19 protein-coding genes are annotated in these 20,149 nt (G+C 33.1%); 15 read left to right on the forward strand and 4 right to left on the reverse strand.

The window, feature by feature from the left end:
- The first annotated feature begins 34 nt into the window (after nt 1-34).
- Both MR054_RS06665 and MR054_RS06670 read left to right on the forward strand, forming a co-directional pair.
- A complete protein-coding gene (locus MR054_RS06665) occupies nt 35-1,066 on the forward strand; it encodes a sensor histidine kinase (RefSeq protein ID WP_242083185.1) in 1,032 nt (343 codons plus the stop codon).
- A gap of 7 nt (nt 1,067-1,073) precedes the next feature.
- Complete coding sequence (locus MR054_RS06670) at nt 1,074-1,805, forward strand: LytR/AlgR family response regulator transcription factor (protein ID WP_242083188.1); 732 nt, start codon at nt 1,074-1,076, stop codon at nt 1,803-1,805.
- Nucleotides 1,806-2,050: 245 nt separating this feature from the next.
- Here MR054_RS06670 and MR054_RS06675 read toward each other — a convergent pair whose 3' ends face one another.
- A complete protein-coding gene (locus MR054_RS06675; RefSeq protein WP_242157078.1) occupies nt 2,051-2,551 on the reverse strand; it encodes a DUF6252 domain-containing protein in 501 nt (166 codons plus the stop codon).
- Between the two features lie 547 nt (nt 2,552-3,098).
- Here MR054_RS06675 and MR054_RS06680 point away from each other — a divergent pair.
- The 8 genes from MR054_RS06680 (at nt 3,099) to MR054_RS06715 (ending at nt 11,841) form a co-directional block, all read left to right on the forward strand.
- Nucleotides 3,099-3,458 carry a hypothetical protein gene (locus MR054_RS06680; protein ID WP_242083192.1) on the forward strand — a complete coding sequence of 120 codons (360 nt, stop codon included), beginning with the start codon at nt 3,099-3,101 and terminating at the stop codon, nt 3,456-3,458.
- A 457-nt stretch (nt 3,459-3,915) separates the two neighbouring features.
- Complete coding sequence (locus MR054_RS06685; protein ID WP_242157079.1) at nt 3,916-4,662, forward strand: DUF6090 family protein; 747 nt, start codon at nt 3,916-3,918, stop codon at nt 4,660-4,662.
- Nucleotides 4,663-4,989: 327 nt separating this feature from the next.
- The gene (locus MR054_RS06690) at nt 4,990-5,982 is read left to right on the forward strand and encodes a hypothetical protein (protein ID WP_242157080.1); all 993 of its coding nucleotides are present in this window, start codon (nt 4,990-4,992) and stop codon (nt 5,980-5,982) included.
- A gap of 346 nt (nt 5,983-6,328) precedes the next feature.
- Nucleotides 6,329-7,252, forward strand: coding sequence for an acetylxylan esterase (locus tag MR054_RS06695; protein WP_242157081.1), 924 nt, complete (start codon nt 6,329-6,331; stop codon nt 7,250-7,252).
- An 8-nt stretch (nt 7,253-7,260) separates the two neighbouring features.
- Complete coding sequence (locus MR054_RS06700) at nt 7,261-8,013, forward strand: DUF6090 family protein (protein WP_242157082.1); 753 nt, start codon at nt 7,261-7,263, stop codon at nt 8,011-8,013.
- Nucleotides 8,014-8,279: 266 nt separating this feature from the next.
- Nucleotides 8,280-8,657, forward strand: coding sequence for a hypothetical protein (locus tag MR054_RS06705; RefSeq protein WP_242083206.1), 378 nt, complete (start codon nt 8,280-8,282; stop codon nt 8,655-8,657).
- 71 nt (nt 8,658-8,728) lie between these two features.
- Entirely contained in the window at nt 8,729-9,580 is an 852-nt protein-coding gene (locus MR054_RS06710; protein ID WP_242157084.1) for a BspA family leucine-rich repeat surface protein, read from the forward strand.
- A 776-nt stretch (nt 9,581-10,356) separates the two neighbouring features.
- Nucleotides 10,357-11,841: a right-handed parallel beta-helix repeat-containing protein gene (locus MR054_RS06715; RefSeq protein ID WP_242157085.1), complete on the forward strand. Its 1,485-nt coding sequence runs from the start codon at nt 10,357-10,359 to the stop codon at nt 11,839-11,841.
- A 59-nt stretch (nt 11,842-11,900) separates the two neighbouring features.
- Here MR054_RS06715 and MR054_RS06720 read toward each other — a convergent pair whose 3' ends face one another.
- Nucleotides 11,901-12,161: a hypothetical protein gene (locus MR054_RS06720; RefSeq protein ID WP_242157086.1), complete on the reverse strand. Its 261-nt coding sequence runs from the start codon at nt 12,159-12,161 to the stop codon at nt 11,901-11,903.
- Between the two features lie 302 nt (nt 12,162-12,463).
- Here MR054_RS06720 and MR054_RS06725 point away from each other — a divergent pair, with 302 nt between their 5' ends.
- Nucleotides 12,464-13,444 (forward strand): family 43 glycosylhydrolase, encoded by a 981-nt coding sequence (locus tag MR054_RS06725; protein ID WP_242157088.1) that lies wholly within the window; start codon nt 12,464-12,466, stop codon nt 13,442-13,444.
- Between the two features lie 460 nt (nt 13,445-13,904).
- Here MR054_RS06725 and MR054_RS06730 read toward each other — a convergent pair whose 3' ends face one another.
- Entirely contained in the window at nt 13,905-14,681 is a 777-nt protein-coding gene (locus tag MR054_RS06730; protein ID WP_242157089.1) for a DUF1295 domain-containing protein, read from the reverse strand.
- Between the two features lie 221 nt (nt 14,682-14,902).
- Here MR054_RS06730 and MR054_RS06735 point away from each other — a divergent pair, with 221 nt between their 5' ends.
- Nucleotides 14,903-16,066 (forward strand): alpha/beta hydrolase family protein, encoded by a 1,164-nt coding sequence (locus MR054_RS06735; RefSeq protein WP_242157090.1) that lies wholly within the window; start codon nt 14,903-14,905, stop codon nt 16,064-16,066.
- Between the two features lie 92 nt (nt 16,067-16,158).
- Here the strand turns inward: MR054_RS06735 and MR054_RS06740 are convergent, their stop codons facing one another.
- A complete protein-coding gene (locus MR054_RS06740; protein ID WP_242157091.1) occupies nt 16,159-16,668 on the reverse strand; it encodes a hypothetical protein in 510 nt (169 codons plus the stop codon).
- Nucleotides 16,669-16,957: 289 nt separating this feature from the next.
- Between MR054_RS06740 and MR054_RS06745 the strand changes: the two genes are divergently transcribed.
- The 3 genes from MR054_RS06745 to MR054_RS06755 are packed head-to-tail and all read left to right on the forward strand — an operon-like array spanning nt 16,958 to nt 20,149.
- On the forward strand, nt 16,958-18,046 hold the full coding sequence (locus tag MR054_RS06745; protein WP_242157092.1) for an ATP-grasp domain-containing protein: 1,089 nt from the start codon (nt 16,958-16,960) through the stop codon (nt 18,044-18,046).
- On the forward strand, nt 18,036-19,148 hold the full coding sequence (locus MR054_RS06750) for a hypothetical protein (RefSeq protein ID WP_242157093.1): 1,113 nt from the start codon (nt 18,036-18,038) through the stop codon (nt 19,146-19,148). Before MR054_RS06745 ends, MR054_RS06750 begins: the two co-directional genes overlap by 11 nt.
- A gap of 26 nt (nt 19,149-19,174) precedes the next feature.
- Nucleotides 19,175-20,149, forward strand: coding sequence for a Rieske 2Fe-2S domain-containing protein (locus MR054_RS06755; protein WP_276520157.1), 975 nt, complete (start codon nt 19,175-19,177; stop codon nt 20,147-20,149).

The following is a 20,149-nucleotide window of genomic DNA, read 5'->3' on the forward strand; positions in this document are numbered from 1 at the left end:
TTAAAACCCTATTTTTGAGACTTAAACAGTTAGAATGAAAAAGTATTTAGAAGCGATAATACATGTTTTGATATGGGGAGTTGCCTATTTTTTGATTTTAAATTATGTAAACACGATCGCTGATTTTAGGAAAGATCAAGGCCCATTTTGGCTTGCAATATTGTTTGGAATGTGTATGAACCAAGTTCTATTTTATTCTACTGCCTTTTTTATTGTTCCAAGATTTTTACGTCTAAAAAAAATACTGCTTTTAATCATTACCTTAATAAGTGCTTTTGTTCTCATTAATTTATTCGAGAGCTTTATTGACTATTATTGGTTGGTTGGCTTTTTTTCCAGTGAAAGTGAGTCTTATCTGAGCTATTTGAACTATAATTCAATAAGTAGTTTTTTTATACTCTTACTTGGTTTATCATATGCCTTAATTAAGTATTGGTTTCAAAGTGAAAAATTGAAGAGGGTTTTATATGAAGAGAAACTAACTACAGAAATGGTTTTTCTGAAGGCTCAAATAAATCCTCATTTTTTGTTTAATGTGCTCAATAGTTTTTATGCCAAGGCATTAAAAAATGATGTACCTGAATTGGCAGATGGCATAGCTAAATTAGCTGAACTGATGCGCTATATGGTATATGAAACTAATGAAGATAACGTGGCCTTGGAAAAAGAAATTCATCATCTCAAAAAATTCATTCAAGTATATCAGTTACGCATTTCTGAAGACGATGATGTGTTTATTAATTTCACTATTAAAGGAGTTGTTGAAAACGTACAAATTAGCCCTATGTTGCTTATTCCATTTGTTGAAAATGCTATTAAACATGGAATAGACACAAAGACTAAATCAGTCATAGATATATCTTTGGAGGTCACTAAAAATAGTTTATTATATAAAGTGACCAATACAATGCATCAAGCCGTTTGTGGTTTGAAGGATAGTGCTTCAGGATTCGGTCTTGATAATTTAAAAAAAAGACTAGCTATTCTTTATCCCAATGCACATACAATGGAAATAAAAGTGGAAAAGGGATATTTTATATCTTTACTTAAACTCCAAATTGATTAACTTTTTTATGGATTATATAATAATTGACGATGAACCAGATGCTATTGATGTTCTTAAGTTTCATCTAAATAATATTCCTTTTATGGAATTAAAAGCAGCATTTAGAGATCCTTTGGACGCTCTTGAATACCTTCAAAAGCATACCGTTGATCTCCTTTTCTTAGATATCAATATGCCTAAATTATCTGGAGTTAGCTTTCCTAAGTTTTTAGAAAAACCACCACTTATTATTTTTACAACAGCCTATTCAGAATACGCATTGGAGAGTTACGAAATTAAAGCGGTGGATTATCTATTAAAACCTATTGAATTTGATCGATTGCTACAAGCAGTAATGAAAGCAAAAGAAGTATTGAATCATAATAAAACAGGAGTAAAAGCAAGCCCTGAAACTTCTCAAGAGATACCTGAACAAACCGTTTTTATTAAAAGCGGTTCGGAATTTCATCAAGTCTCTATTCAAAATATCAAATACATAGAAAGTGATGGTAATTATGTGACGTTCCATACTACCAAGCGTTCTATTCTTGCACGTTACAAAATATCAGAAGTAAAAGAGTTATTGCCTCAGCAGTTCTTTATAAGAATACATCGTTCCTTCATTGTTGCAATAAAACATATAAAAACGGTCAAAAAACACGCTGTAGTTATTGACGCTAAGGAGATTCCTATAAGTAGTAATTATAGAGAAGGATTTTTAACTATTATAGAAGGTATTAGTAAGAAGAGAGATAATTAAACTTAAAGACAACTAAATCTATCAGATGGGGTGTTTATGCTTACCGTGTAAGTCGTCAAAGAGTGTTTACCAGTTAGGCTTAAAATTTAGTTATTATTCCATTCTATAATCGGGATAACATGAAGTTTTGTTCCTCCTTTCAAGCCTAACACTTCGACCAATTAGAAGGTTTTAGAGTTTTGTGATGGTATTTAGTTAGATGGAAATTATTGTTGGTGTTTTAGACTTTGCCGCAGGGATAAATTTTACTCTCGCAAAACATTAAACACACCATCTGAAACTGAGATTATTTCTCCTCCTACATGAGATTCTGCAATAAAATGATAGGTTCCCCTAACTCTTTGTTCTGATATTTCACTAATTGTGACAGATCCTTCAATCGCATGATAAATCACAGCCCCAGGACCGTCACCAAACAGGTCAGTACAAGGAAAGAAATCACCTATCCATAAACTTGCATACGAGTCCTCTAATTTTCCGCAAGAGTAAGTACCCATTGTAGACGGAAAATGTAATATTATTTGTTTAGAATCATCACAATTAATACCACCAATAGAGTATGTTCCATCATTATAAAATTCAAGAACAGGAGTAATTGGTTTTAACACGGTTGCAGAGCCATTAATTTTTAATTGTACTGTGCCATAGTTTATTTCATTGTCTTCTTCTGTTGAATCCTTACTACACCCAAAACAGATCAAAAGACATCCGATTAAGGTGATTTTTAAAAATAGATTTGTTTTCATAATCGCTGGATTTTCGATGTAGTTCCCAAGATATTCAAACCATTTTGGGTTTATGTCCGAGATAATATTCCATGGATAAATTGGGAAAAATAAATGTAGTTAAGTGATTATTAAGACACAATGATATTTATCAGGTGCAAGAGTCTTAATATAATTAGAAGTTTGTAAAAAGAAATTTATGTACCATTACACTTCTCTAGTGTCTTTGGCTGTTTCGGGGTATAAGGTCTCATTTAAGCATGACATATCAAGGTATTAGAGCGTTTTAGGATTTATTAATGGTTTACCCTATCTCAAGTATTATCGCCCGTGTATCAGACCTTATTACTGAAAGGGATGACGAGGTCTATCCCTTCTGAATATTCTGTCTCAATTAATGTATGAAGTATAAATCAGGACTTATTTTATAAGCAATCAATGTAACTGTAATACTAAAAATTTACAATGAGGGATATCCGTTTAAAAATGACAGAACTGATTCTCATCATTTCACCTTTTATGTGTTCTAATTAAATTGAAGCATCCATAAATTTTAAAGGTGAATACAATGAAAAGACATTTAAAAGCTGCTGCGAATTTTTTAGCTTTGTTGATATTGATTCAGGGCTGTTCAATCTATAAAACCGTATCTGCTCCTTATGAAGAGGCTCTGGTGCATAATGCCAGAGTAAGAGTAAAATACCCACATCACCAAGCCGTTAAATACAATAGAATCGAAATTACTGAGGATAACATCTATGGTATTAAAAAGGTAAGCGGAAAAACTGTAAAAACCCTTATTAACACACAAAAGGCAACAAGAATACAGGTCAAAGACAAAACTTGGTCATGGATGGTCAGTGTTGGAATTCCTGCTATGTTTATTGGTTATACTGCTTTTAATATTGAAGATGCATGGGGAGAGTAATATGTATAATAAAACCCAAACCTTGATTAGTTAGGAATCTTCAAAGGTCAGGGCAAAGAACATAAAAGGGTGGAATGAAAACGCAGTAACAAAAGATGACCACGTTTCAAAACTTGCAGATCTAGGATTAACTCAAAATGAATCTTCTACATAGGACAGGAAGCCCCAGTTTGAAAAATAATTCGCAGGCGAATGAATCAATGAATTGAAAAATTTACTACTTTAGATAAGCTATTAATCATGGGAAGTTAGCCCAAGGGTCTGTAAAAAAAAGGCAGGTTCTGAGGGCTATTTTATTTTTATCAGGTTGGGAGCATAAAAAAGCGGCTAATTTAATTACCGCTTGTCTGGATAAGTATTCTGGAAGACTCGTTTAATTAATCTTTTTCAATCGATAAAACGAGTATATTAGATTACTTATAACAAGTTTTATTTCATTTTAACCAACCTATAACCAATGATAAAATTCTTTAGAAAAATTAGACAAAAACTGCTGACTGAAAACAAATTCAGCAAATATCTGCTTTATGCCATAGGCGAGATTATGCTTGTGGTAATTGGAATTTTGATTGCGTTACAAATAAATAATTGGAACGAGTCCAATAAAGAAGAAAAAATTAGGGTAAGTTACTATCAACAACTTTTATCTGATTTGGAATTCGACAAGAACAACTTCAAAGAAACGATATTAATATTTGAGAGAGAATTTAAAAAAATAGAAGATAGCAGAAAATTTTATGCAAAACCCGATTTAAGCATTGCTGAAATTTTCGATAACATGTTTAAAAATAATTTTTTTCCCTATGGTATAGAATATAAATCAAGTACAATTGAAACGCTCATAAGTACAGGAGATATAAATATTTTCAATCCGAAACTTCGTGGTTTATTGACCCAATATAACAAAAGCATAATAGAGGCCAAAAACACATATTCAGCCAATATGGATGATGCTATCGAATTATTGAAAGAAGCAGCCATTAAAGGTAGTGCAGTTGTATTACGTCAGAAAGAATACCGCAATCAATCACAATTAAAACAAATGTTGACAATTGAAAAAAGATACCCAGATATATATATAGCTTTAGAGGCTTATTTTTTTTGGAAAAGAAATGTATATAGAAATTATGCTAAAGATCTAAAACAAAAAATCGACCAATCCAATGATATAATTGAAATCATTAAAACCCTATTAAAAAAATAGCGAAAGTACAACAACGGTATAATTCAATAAAAAATCAAAGAGGAGCTAACCACTCCCCCTTAATCTCCAAATCTCATCACTTGCTATTGCCTTGGAAATACCTCTAAAAGAATTTTTTAATTTTTAGACCTCTTCAATTTTGATAAAAAATGTTGACTTCTTGACGTTAACTTTGACAGGTTGTTTTTAGGGTTTTTATATTCCACCAAATATTTACGTAAGTTATTTCGTTATCTTTAAATTTTAAAACACCTAATATGGTATATAAATTAACAGCGTAAATTCAATTTTAACCTGCAGCCATATTTCATGACTAGACATAAAAAAATGAACACATTAAAAAAGTATGGAGCAGAGTTTCTGATCGTCTTTTTTGCGGTATTTCTTGGAACGCTGGCAGATAATTACCGAGAACATTCTCAGGAAAAAAAACAAGGCAAAGAGTATTTAAGCAGGTTATATAGAGACCTTAATTCTGATTTACCTAAAATAAAACAAACGATTCAAGATATAGAAAACAAAAATAAGCGTTTGATTAAAATAGATAGCTTAAGACAATACCCTCCCAAAGCTATCGAAGAATACTTAAACATTTATGGGGCAATTCGAAACGCAAATATTTGGGAACGATGCATTTATTTTCCAAACAATATCACCATAGATCAAATAAAAAGTACAGGAGCCTGGGATTTTATATCTGAAGAACAATCTGATTTGGTGACCAGTTACCAAATAAGCATTGATAGAATCAATGAATTGAATAAAGAGATTAGTCAGGACATCAGAGAAACCTTTGACTTGGTAAAAAAAACCCCTAAGGATGGTGTTAGGTACACCCAAGAAGATTTCAATAATAACGAATTACAAATTCTGCATAACTATATTATGGAACTCTATTATGCTCACAATTATTATGCGACCGTACTTAATCAACACAAATATTTCATCACTGAAATTTTACAAAAACTAGATATTGAACACCACATTAAAAGCGATTATATTGAATATGATATCACGGCAAATAAAATATCCTTGCTAAAAATTGTGGATGGTTTAGGTACTAATGATATATTTTTAAAACAAAACGTTAATCAACCTAATATTTGGAGCACTATTGTTGACCTTGAAGCGGGTAGCTATTTATTTCGAAAAGGGACATCATTTAATCTTTATTGGGCAGCAGAAATACCAATGTCGGGGAAAACCGGTTCTGGGCGAGTAGTTTCTCTTGGTGGTGAACTTTTAAATATCCCACGAGGGAAATACTTTGTAAAATTAGACTTAAATAATAACAGTTATTTAATTCAAGAGGTGAAATAAGTGGTTTTTGAATGTATTGTATACATAAAACGTTAGTTGGCTTTATTCCTCTTTATAAGAGTATCAAATCAAAATCTGAGACAAACAAGTATCAATTTGGCTAAGTCAAAATCTAGTGTAAAGGATGTGACTTTAACTTTGTAAACTATGTGCCTTAACGGACATTATGACAAACCAACAAACCAATGATTAAATTTTTTTGAAAAAATAGCCATTACAGATAAAGCATTGAAATTCTATGAATCCGGACATGCCCTACCGCATGATTTTATTTTTGATATGATTAAATCATTAAACAAGCAATAAATATGTTATACTCAATAGAATAAAATCAAACAATATCGTTATGATAAAAAACGTATTCCTCCTTCTAACTATTACGATTTATTTTGTTACTAATTCACAGACTCTAGCTAATGCAAAAAAGGCTTCTGCTGAAACTAAACTACCCATAGTTAGTGAAGAAGTCTATCAAGCCCTTGTACAATTTTTTGAGTATGATAGAAATATTCCACTTGACGCTAAAATAGTTTTTAAGGACAAATTTGAAGGTTGTGATAAAGAGAAGATCATTTTTACTGGAATCAATAATAGTAAAGTACCTGCTTACCTTATTATTCCTAACAATGGAGAAGATAAGTACCCCATCGTATTCTTGGTAGATGGCATATATGGTTCCAAAGAGCGGTGGCTACAAGATGACAGTTGGCCTAAAGGCGGATTGGTAACAAAGGTCTTACTTGCTAAAGGCTTTGCAGTAATGACACTGGATGCTGTTTATCATGGTGAGCGATCTTATGAGAATGACTTCAATCCCCCACCATGGCCTCGTACCTTCCCATACAAAGCCAGACAGATGTTTATGCAAACCGCTGTTGAATACAGAAGAGCCATGGACTACATTTCTAACCGAAACGACATTGATGCTTCCAGAATTGGTTTTTTGGGTCTGAGCTTGGGGGGGCTAATTACATTTGAACTAACAAGTACCGATTCACGAATTAAAACTGCTGTTGCAGGACTAACCCCTATATGGAGAAACCCAGAATATCAACCTTGGGTGCCATATACTTACGCTAGCCATATCAAGAGTAATTCATTCCTAATGTTTATGGGCAATGAAGATCCTGTTTATAGCATGGAAGATGCACATCAGCTTTACGACTTAATCCCATTAGTTAAAAAAGAATTTGTAGAATACAATGTTAAACATGAACCGCCTATTGAATATGCCGAAATGGTAGCTAACTGGTTTCTAAAAAACCTTTAATCCAACCAATGATAAAATTCTTTAGAAAAATTAGACAAAAACTGCTGACTGAAAACAAATTCAGCAAATATCTGCTTTATGCTATAGGCGAGATAATACTTGTTGTGATCGGTATTTTAATTGCATTGAGTATTAATAATTGGAACGAAAACCTAAAAAATAATAGGTTAAAAGAATATTATTTAAAATCTCTAATGGAAGATTTATCCAGAGATACATTAGAAATCAATAAAGTAGCTAATTGGCAAAGAAATGAAATTTTTAGACTTCAGAAATTTAAAGATCGTATACACGGTCAATCTTCAATAACAATAGACACCATTAAAAAAATTGCCCAATTTGAATTCGATTGGCATTATTATGTGAAAAGGGATTATAATAATAATACGTTTAACACCATCATTTCATCAGGAAATATTGAATTATTTAACCGTAAATTAATCGATGAACTAATGCAATTACAAAACATTCAACTAGATGAAATAAATAGATCAAAAAACAATCTTAATCAATACGACCTGTTATACAGCAACTATTCAACGCGTTATCCCACCTTATCCAACAGTAGTTATAAAAATAATTTTGTAGAACACTTATTATGGAATAATATTGATGAAAAAGATTTTATTGGGAATTTTGTCGCCTTATTAGAAAATAAAAAATTCACGTTTGAAGAAACCTTGGGTGACCAAAGAGAGGTTAACGAAAAGTCAGCAGAAATTCTGTTATTAATAGAGCAGATGTTGAATAAAGACAAGTAAAAAAATAACGAAAGCACAACAACGTTTATAATTCATTGTAGTAATAATTAAGATGACATCAGATCTACTAAATCAGCTCCTTTAGGTAAATTAGACTTTTCGATTTAGGATTAACCAAAAACGAATCTTCTACATATCAGAAATAAAAAAACGGCTAATTTAATTACCGCTCTCCAAGACTTTAAATCTACTAACTGATTCTCATCATTTCACCTTTTATGTGTTCTAATTAAATTGAAGCATCCATAAATGTAAAGGTGAATACAATGAAAAGACATTTAAAAGCTGCTGCGTGTTTTTTAGCTTTGTTGATATTGATTCAGGGTTGTTCAATCTATAAAACCGTATCTGCTCCTTATGAAGAGGCTATGATACACAATGCCAGAGTAGAAGTGGAATATCCGGATCAATTTCCAGTTAAATTCAATAGAATAGAGATCATTGATGATGACATCTATGGTGTTAAAAAGGTAAGCGGAAAAACTGTAAAGACCCTAATTAACAGAGAAAAAGTAGAAAAAATAAAGGTTAAAGATAAAACAGCATCAATTATTGTAAGTATTGCCATTCCTGTTGTTATAATAGGTGTATTAGTTGCTACTTCAGATCGCTGGATGTCCATATCAATTGGATTTGGAAATTAAGCAATTTGCGCTATCCATTATTAAAAGATAGTGATCCTAATTTATTTGTTAATTCATTAAATTCTTCCAAAATGAAAAAACTACTATTATTTTCTATTCTATTTCTGGTTTCCGTGTATGGGATAGGTCAAAATACCCCATTATACCTTGGTTCAAATGGTGTTACTATTAAATGTCGAGATGATGTTGAAATTGGTTACACTCAAAAAGTTAATGGTAAAACTTATACCGTTGTAAGTGAAGAACAATTGAGAAAAATGATTGCAAATAAGGAAGATATTACTGCCATTTGCACATCTAAAATTACTAATATGAAAGGTCTGTTTTATAAATCTAAATTTAAGGGAGATATAGGTAACTGGGATGTCAGTAATGTAACTGATATGAGTGATATGTTTATAAGTTCAAAATTCAATGGGGATATTTCAAAATGGGATGTTGGTAATGTCACTAATATGAGTAGTATGTTTTTTATTTCTAAGTTCAATAATAATATTGAGAATTGGAATGTAAGTAAGATTTCTAATATGAGTCATATGTTTCACTATTCAGTATTTAATGGAGATATTTCGAAATGGGATGTCAGTAATGTTACCAATATGAGTTTTATGTTTTGTGGAGCAGTTGGATTTTTTGGTGTTATTTATAACCCCTTTAAAGGAGATATAAGTAACTGGGATGTCAGTAATGTTACCAATATGAGTTTTATGTTTAAAGCATCGGAATTTAATGGAGACATAAGTAGTTGGAATATAAGTAATGTGACTAATATGAACGAGATGTTTAGAAGATCAAAATTCAATAGAAATTTATCAAGTTGGGTTGTTAGTAAGGTTACTAAATGTTCTAAATTCAGTGAAAATACTCCTCAATGGATAGAACCAAAACCAAACTTCACCAATTGTGATTGTGGAAATAATTAAGTAGGGAAAATATGATTACTTGGTCAAACACCTATTAAACGACTTGAAATGAAATTAAAACCCAAAAAACCCACCCCTTTATTCTAAATTTCAAAAAAATTAGTGTGCATGATTATACCATTGAAATGACTCTGGTTGTTTTGGAGTTGCTGGGCCTCATTTAAGCATGACCTATCGCGGTTTTAAAGCGTTTTAGGGTTTTCTGATGGTTTACCCTATCTGAGATATTATTGCTTGTATATCATACCTTTTCCATCTCATAAAAAGTGGATTTATATTAATACAGTACAAAATGTGCAATACTTTTTTAAAAGATGTGCTACAAAGCGAATCTTAATAAAGAATCCATTAAGGGGCTTTTTAATACTTGCCGATATTCACTCCCTTATTTAGCTTAATTTATGTAGTTTTCTATGCTGTTTTTAAAGCGGCCCCTTTTCAATTCGAATGTATTATATTATTGGATAATAAAAGTTGTATATAAATCACATGAACTAATTGCACCCCTAAATTGACCATAGGGACCGTACAGAGCAATAAATGATTAGCATAATTTTGATTCAAATAGAAAACAACCCTCCAAGTAAAAAAAATCATAGAAAACTAAATGAAAATATAAGTAACAGGAGGATCAGGCTATATAGGCTGCATGTAGGAGTAGAACTGCAGAATGAGGGATTTTAGGCATTAAAATTAACGGAGTACCTGATATTGGTTCTATTGAGGTTAATCATAAATAGTATTCTTTTTAGTACATTAATTTAAAATATTGTGATATGAATAAAAATGTCATCTTATCAATTTTAGTAACTGTTGTTTTAATGCTAACCAGTTGCTCATCAACTTATTATATTGACGCCGATAATGGTAATGATTCCAATTCTGGAAATTCACCAAAAAAAGCCTGGGCTTCATTAAGTAAAGTTAATAGTATTACATTTCAACCTGGAGATAAAATTCTTTTTAAATCAGGAACAAGCTATGTCGGCCAATTAGAGCCTAAAGGAAGTGGTGTTGAAGGAAAACCTATCATTATTAATCGTTATGACAAAGGCAAAAAACCTGCAATTCATGGTGAAGGAGAAAAATTACACACCCTATTATTATACAATGTTGAATATTGGGAAGTTTATAATTTAGAAATTACCAATACAGGTAAAGAGAGAGAAGCTAACAGAAGAGGTGTTACTATTAAAGCTGAAGATTATGGAGAGGTTCATCATATAGTACTAGATAGTCTTGAAATACATCATGTTAATGGAAGTTTAGTAAAAAGTGATGGTGGCGGAAGTGCTATTATATGGAAAAACTCAGGAGAGAAAGTAAAAACACGTTTTGTGGATTTAATTATTCAAAATTGTTATTTACATCACTGTGGTAGAAATGGTATTAATTCCAGGGGAAATATTAATAGAGAAAAATGGTATCCCAGTATTGGTGTTATTGTTCGTAATAATTTATTAGAACAAATTCCAGGTGATGGCATTGTGCCTATAGGTTGCGATGGTGCTATTATAGAAAATAATGTGCTTAGAGATTTTCCCGATATTCTTTCACACAAAGAAGCTGCTGCTGGTATTTGGCCTTGGAGTTCAGACAACACATTAATACAGTATAACGAAGTAAGCGGACATAAAGCTAAATGGGATGGACAAGGTTATGATTCTGATTATAACTGTAAAGGAACCATTATTCAATATAATTATAGTCACGACAATTATGGTGGATTTTTATTAGTCTGCAACAATGGAAATACCTTTAATACATCTGGGAATATAGGCACAAAAAATACCATTATTAGACATAATTTTAGTATTAACGATGGTATTAGACCATATCCAACTGAACGTGAAGGTGATTTTTCGCCAGTATTTCATATTACAGGTCCTGTTGAAAACACAGCTGTTTACAATAATGTAATAATTCTTCCGAAAGAATCATTAGACAATACCATAGTGAAAATGGATAACTGGGGTGGCCCTTGGCCTGTAAATACCACTTTTAAAAATAATATTTTCTATTCTGAAGGCAATAGCTCCTTTTCTTTTGGAAAGGACCAAAACACCATATTTAACAATAACGTATATTATAACAGCATCGATAATCTTCCAAAAGATGTAAATGCAGTTTTTACAAAACCGGATTTTATAAACCCAAATATTCGTGGAAGTGGTTTTGAAGTATTAGAGAATTTTATGATTAAAACAAATAGTGCGCTTAATAAAAAATCTATTGGTGTCTCCAAAACTATTTTAGAATAAGATATCTTTAAAACAACAAATCGTTTTAATCAAGGTTATTAAAAGCATACATCTTGGTCCTATCTAACAAAAGTATAATCTCCCGTGTAATTACCTTTTATGGTTGAAACAAACTCTTCTGACTCAACATTATATAAATCAATTTCATCATCAGATGTGTATAAATGAAACGTCCATACTGCACCGCTTCCTTTATACCCTCCTTCTGTAAGTGTAGTTGAAGAGGTCATTAATGTTAGTTTGATATCTCTATCGGTTAAACTAACGACAATTAGGGTCATCTGCAACAAAAGCTTTATCAAAATTTGAATTATTGCCATCGGTTGCGCATGAATTAAGAACTTCGAATACTAACAGAATATTTATTCTTGTTGGATATTCTATCCTGGTAACATGTTTAGATTTTATAAATGCCATTTAATGTCCTATTATTCATTACGGATGTCTATAATAAAAATAATTGCACATTGTAAGTCTTCAAAGAGTTTTTTAGTTTTAACAATAGCGGTATAGTGGTGGTATATGTTAAATTACTTATTTTGGTAATTCACTTCGAAGATACCGTAATGGACTGGGCTTAAATATGGGTGTTAACGCATACTTACATTAAATACATTAGAAAATGAATCGAAAAACAAATTACAATGTTGTAGTGGCCATTATAATAGTGGTAACATGGTTTAGTTGCAATAAAAAAAGAACCCTGGTGGTCATAAATAATCCTATTGTAGACGGACACTTTGCAGATCCATCTATTGTTAAGCATCAAGGCGTATTTTACATTTACGCAACGAAGGACCCATGGGGAGGGGAAGATTTGGCGGTCATGCAATCTTCTGATTTTAAGAATTGGGAACAAAAGCACATAGAATGGCCTACAAAAACATTATGTGTGAGTCCAACATCAAATGACAGTAGGGTTTGGGCTCCGTCGGTCATTCAGGGTACAGATCACAAATTTTATATGTATGTGTCCGTGGGAAGCGAGATCTGGGTTGGGGTTAGTAACCATCCGCTGGGGCCATGGAAGAATGCAAAACCAGATAATACGCCTTTAATTAAAGGAAACATGTTTCCTGAGTATCATATGATTGATGCCGAAGTTTTTATAGATGATGATGGTCAGGTTTATTTATATTGGGGATCCGGATTAAATTGGGTTAATGGTCATTGTTTTGTAGTAAAATTAGAGGAAGACATGATTAGCTTCAACAAAGAAGAAATAAAGGACATAACACCGCCTAATTATTTTGAGGCGCCCATTATGTTAAAGAAAAACGGTACCTATTATTTAATGTATTCAGATGGAAAGTGTACTACCGAAACTTATAAAGTAAGGTATGCCCATGGAAAAAGCCCTTATGGCCCTTGGGTAGAGGGTGATAATAGTCCTATCTTAACCACTTCAAAGGATAAGACTACTCGAGGACCGGGCCATCATAGCGTATTTGAAGAAAACGGCCAAAATTATATTTTATACCATCGTATAAAAGATAATACTACAGAGCTTTATAGGGAATTGGCTATTGATAGTTTAAATTTTAATGATGATGGAAAGATTAAAAAAGTTAAACCTTCCGGTATAACGCTATCCTTGAAGTGATTCCAATGCAAGCAAAAGTAGACTAAATGGACATTTTATAGTCTTATATCAAAGCAACCCGTTTCTCAAAGAAAGGCTAAAAGATTTGATTTTTTTATTAGAAAAGGCCCTGAACTCTGGAGAATTCAGAATTTCAAAAGCAATTGATTATACACCTTGCGGTGCTTTGCTTATGTTTAAGAAATCTGTATCAAAATATGAGATAAACCAGAAATAGCAAGAAATAAACAGTAAGATAGAACCGGTAGAAGTTTCTGAATTTTTTGTATTCGTGATTTTGAGGATAGATATTCCCAAAAAGGCCTTTAATTTCTTTCCAAAAAAGAGGTTTAATGTTTATTAACCAACTATTGGTTTGATATACGATTTTGCGGAATTTACTTCGGTAATAGCCTAATGGTAATCCCCAAGCTACAAAAAGTATAAACCACATATGTTTAGTGATAACATCCATTGTTATTTATTTTTTTGGAAACCATGGGAAAAAGGCATTTGTTCTTTGAATGTAATCTCTGTATTCCGGTTTTGTTTCTTTTAACGTTTTTTCAAGTAAGCTCACACCCGATATCTTAATAATCAAAAAAGTCATGACAATAGAACCTATTATTTGCCAGTAACTCCCTGCGGCAATACTAAAAATAGCATAGGCCCACCAAACGACGGAGTCTCCAAAATAATTTGGATGTCTGGTGTACTTCCAAAACCCTGTTTTTAAGACCTTTCCTTTATTTTTTAAATTACTTTTAAAACGTGCCAATTGAAAATCACCGCCAGCTTCAAACGTAAATCCAACAAGCCATACTAAAATCCCTATATAATCCCATATACTAAGGGCCCCGCTGCTTTTACTTGAACTGATTCCTAAAAGGGGTAAGGAGATAATCATAATCAAGGCGCCTTGTAATAAAAAAGTTTGGAAATAACTAAACCACCAATAGCGTTTGGGACCATAATTTTTTCGGAATTCCTGATATCTGAAATCCTCTTCTTTACCCATGTTTCTGTAGGCAAGATAAATTGCAAGCCGAAGTCCCCAAATAGTAACTAAAGTTAGAATCACTATTTTTCTGGCATGCAGTTCTCCTGACATAAATACGTAGAACGCATTCACAACGACAAACCCAAAACCCCAAAAAATATCCACAATACTTACATTTTTTATAACAACACTCCATCCCCATAGCAGGGTTACCAAAGTGAAAATAATTAAGGCCGCTTGAGAAAATAGTTCTATCATTGGTCAGGGGTTTCTTATACTAAACAAAACCGCGTTATATATTAGCAATACATGTCTTTATCCTGTATAAAACTAATTTATAAAATAAAGCCTTTTGTGTAAATGAAACCCGTTTAAATATTCACAATTTTACTATCTTGTTTGCAGAACCTTAAATTTCTGATGGATTATACACAACATACCGTTAGTATACCCTTAGCAAATTTTCTTAATAACATGTGATGAAGTTTGTTATAAGTATCTTATTACCCGTATGTTTTAGTATAACCCTATTCGGTCAGGATGCCATGCTATGCATGGGGCAGTATTGGACGGAGGATGAAGCCAACGTGATGATGAAAACGTTTAAATCCAAATGGAATGATCTGTCCACGTGGGAAAAAAGAGCGAATCAAATTAAGCAAGGAATTATTGAGGGCATGCAACTTGCTAAAATGCCTGAATTATCGGGTAACTTCAATGCCATTATTCGGGATAAGAAAGAAATGGACGGTTATACAGTTGAAAATATTGCCATTGAAAGCTTTCCCGGATTCTATATTACGGGTAATATCTATAGCCCCACAGATCAAAAAGATAAAAATCCTGCCATTTTATGCCCCCACGGACATTGGGACAATGGTCGTATGCGTGAAGATATGCAAATACGCTGTGCGGTTTTTGCACGAATGGGAGCCATCGTTTTTGCATATGATATGGTTGGGTACGGAGAATCCAAACAGGTAAATCATGATATTCCCATAGCATTGTTGCTACAAACCTGGAACAGTAAAAGAATTCTTGAATACCTTATCTCCCGAGCGGATGTTGATTCATCTATGATCGGTATTACCGGTGCTTCGGGAGGAGGGACACAATCATTTATGTTAACTGCAATCGACGACAGGATTAAAGTATCTGCACCCGTCGTTCAAGTATCCGCGCACTTTTTTGGAGGATGTGTTTGTGAAAGCGGAATGCCCATACACCGAAGTGAGGGACTCCAAACTAATAATGTTGAAATCGCAGCCCTCTGCGCACCGAGACCTCTTATGCTCATCTCCGATGGCGCTGATTGGACAAGGAACACACCACAAATTGAATATCCATACATCAAAAGCATATATGCCCTCTATCAGGCCGAACATAAATTGGAGCACGTTCATTTTCCAACGGAACAGCATGATTATGGCTATTCCAAAAGAACAGCTGTATACAATTTCTTTGGCCATCACCTAAAATTAAAATACGGAAACATTCCATATGAAAATAAATTCTTAGAAGATTTTGTTACCCTGTTACCTCAAGAGGAATTACTGATATTCAATGGCAAAAATCCAATACCACAGAACCTATTGCAGGGAAATGATGCGGTGATGGCCTATCTTGGATTTAACAGTAAATGAATAATTTACTGACGTATCTCTATTTGTCAGACTCTAAAGTTTTGAAGCCATTAATCCGGTAAGTCTTATGCGCAATAAATGGTAATCATCAGCTATTTAAATCTATAATATTTCCGATTAGAATGAATCCCATCATTATGGGAATAGGTGTAATTTAAAGAATCATTGGATATTTTTTGAAATAAATAAGTACAAAAATCATCAAAATCAAAATTATTGATAATCTCGAAATAATAGGTACTATCCGTTGCTGTTTCCTCGTCAAGTGAATATTTCTTCTCTCCATTTTCAATATAATTCAAGTATTTGTTATTACTAAAAGTTATGGTAAAGAAATATTCATAGAAATTCGATTCTGTAAAACCGAATCCTAAAATTCGGTCCTGATCGTAATACCAGTTTCCAATAATCCATTCCGGAGGATTAAAATACGTTTTGTTATCATAAGTACCACTGTTTAAAGCGTCTTCAACATCGTTGACAATATCGCTGATAAAATCTTCCAAAGATTCAGTTACGATATCATCGCCATCAAAATATTCTCCACCACAGGAGAATAGAACTAAGCTCATTCCAAGAAATACTAATTTTAGGGCTTTCATGACATTGTTTTTTGAGGTTTATCATAAAATTACCCCTTTATTAATCGTTGTCTGTCCCAATTAATTTATGAAGCATAAATCCGGACATAAATAATTGGAATGTGATTAATGCCATAGATATAAGTTTTATATTTTGGCATGAACTAGGTTTACCCATGCAAATAAAATAAACAGGCTAAACCAAAAAATGCTATATTTAACCAGTTACGATTCCTACTACGAAAATCCTTAACGTTTTCTCGCCATGGAATTATATCGGAGTTATTAGTGAAAATCAATTGAAAGCAATTTGAAAAGTAAGTTTATACTTTTATTAGGTGCAAGAGCGCCAATAGCACTTGAACTTGCACGAAGTTTTCACAAACAAGGATGCAACGTAGTTCTTGCGGATTCTTTAAAGTTCCCTATAGGAAGGTGGTCGAATAGTGTTATAAAGTATGTACGACTGCCTAATGCCAGACAAAACACCTTAGAGTACATTGAAGCAATATCCAGCTTAGTTTCAAAATATTCTATTAGTCATCTTTTGCCAACATGTGAAGAAACATTTTATATAGCTCAACACAAGAATAACTGGAGTTGTAAAGTATGGACCTCTGATATAAAACTGATGGATTCACTGCATAATAAGGAAACTTTTGAGCAAGAATTCAGAAATAAATTGCCCATACCTGAAACCATTTCTTTAGACGCGTTTTCCAATTGGTCACAAAGCGATAAATATGTTTTCAAACCCAAATATTCCAGATTTGGCTCTAATGTATTTATTGATCAAACCTTAACTATGGATTCTTTTAGTGGAACTAAAAATTGGATTGCCCAAAAGAAAGTGGAGGGAAAGGAAATATGTATTTATTCTATTTGGGATGCAGGAAATTTAAAAGGTTATGCTTCCTATGAACCGATTTTTAAAGCCGGAAAAGGATCTGCGATATTTTTCCGTCCTGTTGAAAACCAAAAAGCTAAAAATCAAGTCGAAAATTTTGGTAAAACCCTTAACTATACGGGACAATTAAGTTTCGATGTTATTATATCTGATGATACCCCATGGTTTATTGAGTGTAATCCGCGTGGAACAAGCGGCGCACATTTACTAAATAACAGCTTAGCAGAGTGCTTTATTGATGTAGATGAAAAGGCAACGGTTGAAATGGGTGATTTCATGTTAGCAAGCCTAATGCTATCAACCCGACCCCTTAAATTTTTCTTAAAGAGAATTAGAAAGGCAAATGATGTCATATTTAGATTAAACGATCCTCTGCCTGCCCTGGCTCAAATGATAAGTCTTCTTGAATTGGTTTTTATTAAATTATCGAAAGGAATAAGCCTATTAGAGGCTACTACTTACGATATAGAGTGGAATGGGTATGAGTATTAGATGGGCCCGACAAGAAGAGATTAAAGGCAAGGTAAAAGGTTTTAGCAGAATGTTTGAATCCCAATCTCAGTTGCTAATCAACAATGTGAACACGCAATACCGTGTCCTATATGTAAATGAAGAATTGTTCTTCCCTATAACAATAAATGATACGGAGTGGTACAATTCTTTTGTTTGTTCGCCCTACTCTGCTTATGTTGGGTACTCCAAAGAAGAGATTAAATGGACTATTAAAAATGTTGCATTGCGCTTTTTTCTTTTTCTTATTATCAAGGGGATTTCTGGTTGGTTAAAACGCGGTGAGATTAATAAGAATGTGCATGTTAATAATTTTCTTTTGTCAACCAACCCATATCCGGAATGGGATGGTAAAGAGATTCCTCAAATAACCGCCTTTCTTAAAACTGAATTCCCTGATCATGCCATAGTTTTTAGATCACTGAATGACTATCAGCATAGCCATTTATTGAACATATTTGAAACCAATCGATATGATACCATAGGCAGTAGACAAGTCTATATATTTGACCTCACTAAAGAAGAATGGCTAAAACACAGAAATAATAAACATGACAATAAATTAATTAGAAAGGCCGGGCTGAACTATATTGCGCATAAAGACATGCAAGCCCTACTTCCTCAAGCGCTGCGATTATATCGTAAACTCTACTTAGAAAAGTACTCAGAATTAAATCCACAATTTACCCTCAAATATTTTCAAGAATGCTATAAGGCCGGGATAATAGATTTTCAGGGCTATACCGATCACGCCGGCAATTTAAAAGCATTTTCTGGGCAATTTACATTAGATAAAACCATAACATCACCACTTGTAGGCTATGACATAAGTGCCCCACGAAAAGACGGGCTTTATATTCACGCCGCACAATTGGCTATTTTGACTAAGTTTAAATTGGGCTTAGTACTCAATTTAAGTTCAGGTGCGCCGGCATTTAAAAGGATGAGAGGCGGTAAACCATCCATTGAATATTCCGCCCTCTTTATAAATCACCTTTCCAAAAACAGGAAACTTCGATGGAGAGCACTTAAATGGATTTCTAATAAAATAGGTGTACCTTTAATTAAGAAATACAAATTGTAAGATAACTATAAACTCGATTGTATAATATGCGTGATCAATGGTATCCTATTTCCCTTCTAAATAAGTTGAGTAAAAGACCTAAACGCTTCTTTTTATTGGGGGAAGCAATCGTAGTTTATAAAGGGGAATTTGGCTGGGTTGCGCAGAAAGACAGCTGTCCTCACAGAAATTACCCCTTATCGAAAGGCAAGGTGATTAACGGTAAGTTAGTTTGTGGCTATCACGGATGGCAATTCAATAATAAAGGATTTGTTACTAAATTACCTGGACTAAAGAAAAAGTACAAGGGTAAAACATGCATGCTTTCCACTTATGGCACTTACGAACACAACGGACTACTTTGGGTATGCCTCGCAGGAATGTTACCCTTTCATAACCACTTAAAACCGTTGCCCTACAGTAAAGTATTTTCATATAGAACCACAATAATTGGAAATACGGCCGACATTCTAGAGAATTTCTTAGATCCAATGCATACCTCTTTCCTGCATGACGGACTTATCCGAAATTCCAGTAAACCAAGAAAAACTATTGCTGAAATTAGAGGCATAAAAAACGGTGTAGAAGTGAGGTACACAGAAGAGTCCCATCAGTCGGGTGTTATAGGCAGTGTATTTGGAAGGTTCATTACCCACAGCTATGGGAGACTTACTAAAGGTAATATTATTGATCTTGAATTTCATTCCAAAAAGGGAATAGAAATGACGAATAGATTTATAATAGTTCCTACCAAAACTGGCGAGAACTATTTCTTTTCTCAAATCACGACTAGTAACAGATGGCTTCCATCCTGGGTCAAAATATCGGTATTAGGTCCTTTATTTCTTCTTGCACTTCGTCAGGATAAAAAAGCAATAAGAGCAATTTATGATAATGGCTACTATTATAAAGACCCCAAGCTTCAAAGCACTTATCTTGATATTATGAGGCCTTATATTGATTTAATAATAGCAGGGAAAGAATTGACAATCAACAATAAAAATTTAGAACTATATATTTAG

This window comes from Aestuariivivens sediminis (genome assembly GCF_022662105.1).
Classification (GTDB): Bacteria; Bacteroidota; Bacteroidia; order Flavobacteriales; family Flavobacteriaceae; genus Aestuariivivens; species Aestuariivivens sediminis.

Coding starts and splice junctions, on each gene's coding strand:
- MR054_RS06665 (WP_242083185.1), top strand. CDS start 35: ATGAAAAAGTATTTAGAAGCGATAATACATGTTTTGATATGGGGAGTT.
- MR054_RS06670 (WP_242083188.1), top strand. CDS start 1,074: ATGGATTATATAATAATTGACGATGAACCAGATGCTATTGATGTTCTT.
- MR054_RS06675 (WP_242157078.1), bottom strand. CDS start 2,551: ATGAAAACAAATCTATTTTTAAAAATCACCTTAATCGGATGTCTTTTG.
- MR054_RS06680 (WP_242083192.1), top strand. CDS start 3,099: ATGAAAAGACATTTAAAAGCTGCTGCGAATTTTTTAGCTTTGTTGATA.
- MR054_RS06685 (WP_242157079.1), top strand. CDS start 3,916: ATGATAAAATTCTTTAGAAAAATTAGACAAAAACTGCTGACTGAAAAC.
- MR054_RS06690 (WP_242157080.1), top strand. CDS start 4,990: ATGAACACATTAAAAAAGTATGGAGCAGAGTTTCTGATCGTCTTTTTT.
- MR054_RS06695 (WP_242157081.1), top strand. CDS start 6,329: ATGATAAAAAACGTATTCCTCCTTCTAACTATTACGATTTATTTTGTT.
- MR054_RS06700 (WP_242157082.1), top strand. CDS start 7,261: ATGATAAAATTCTTTAGAAAAATTAGACAAAAACTGCTGACTGAAAAC.
- MR054_RS06705 (WP_242083206.1), top strand. CDS start 8,280: ATGAAAAGACATTTAAAAGCTGCTGCGTGTTTTTTAGCTTTGTTGATA.
- MR054_RS06710 (WP_242157084.1), top strand. CDS start 8,729: ATGAAAAAACTACTATTATTTTCTATTCTATTTCTGGTTTCCGTGTAT.
- MR054_RS06715 (WP_242157085.1), top strand. CDS start 10,357: ATGAATAAAAATGTCATCTTATCAATTTTAGTAACTGTTGTTTTAATG.
- MR054_RS06720 (WP_242157086.1), bottom strand. CDS start 12,161: ATGGCAATAATTCAAATTTTGATAAAGCTTTTGTTGCAGATGACCCTA.
- MR054_RS06725 (WP_242157088.1), top strand. CDS start 12,464: ATGAATCGAAAAACAAATTACAATGTTGTAGTGGCCATTATAATAGTG.
- MR054_RS06730 (WP_242157089.1), bottom strand. CDS start 14,681: ATGATAGAACTATTTTCTCAAGCGGCCTTAATTATTTTCACTTTGGTA.
- MR054_RS06735 (WP_242157090.1), top strand. CDS start 14,903: ATGAAGTTTGTTATAAGTATCTTATTACCCGTATGTTTTAGTATAACC.
- MR054_RS06740 (WP_242157091.1), bottom strand. CDS start 16,668: ATGAAAGCCCTAAAATTAGTATTTCTTGGAATGAGCTTAGTTCTATTC.
- MR054_RS06750 (WP_242157093.1), top strand. CDS start 18,036: ATGAGTATTAGATGGGCCCGACAAGAAGAGATTAAAGGCAAGGTAAAA.
- MR054_RS06755 (WP_276520157.1), top strand. CDS start 19,175: ATGCGTGATCAATGGTATCCTATTTCCCTTCTAAATAAGTTGAGTAAA.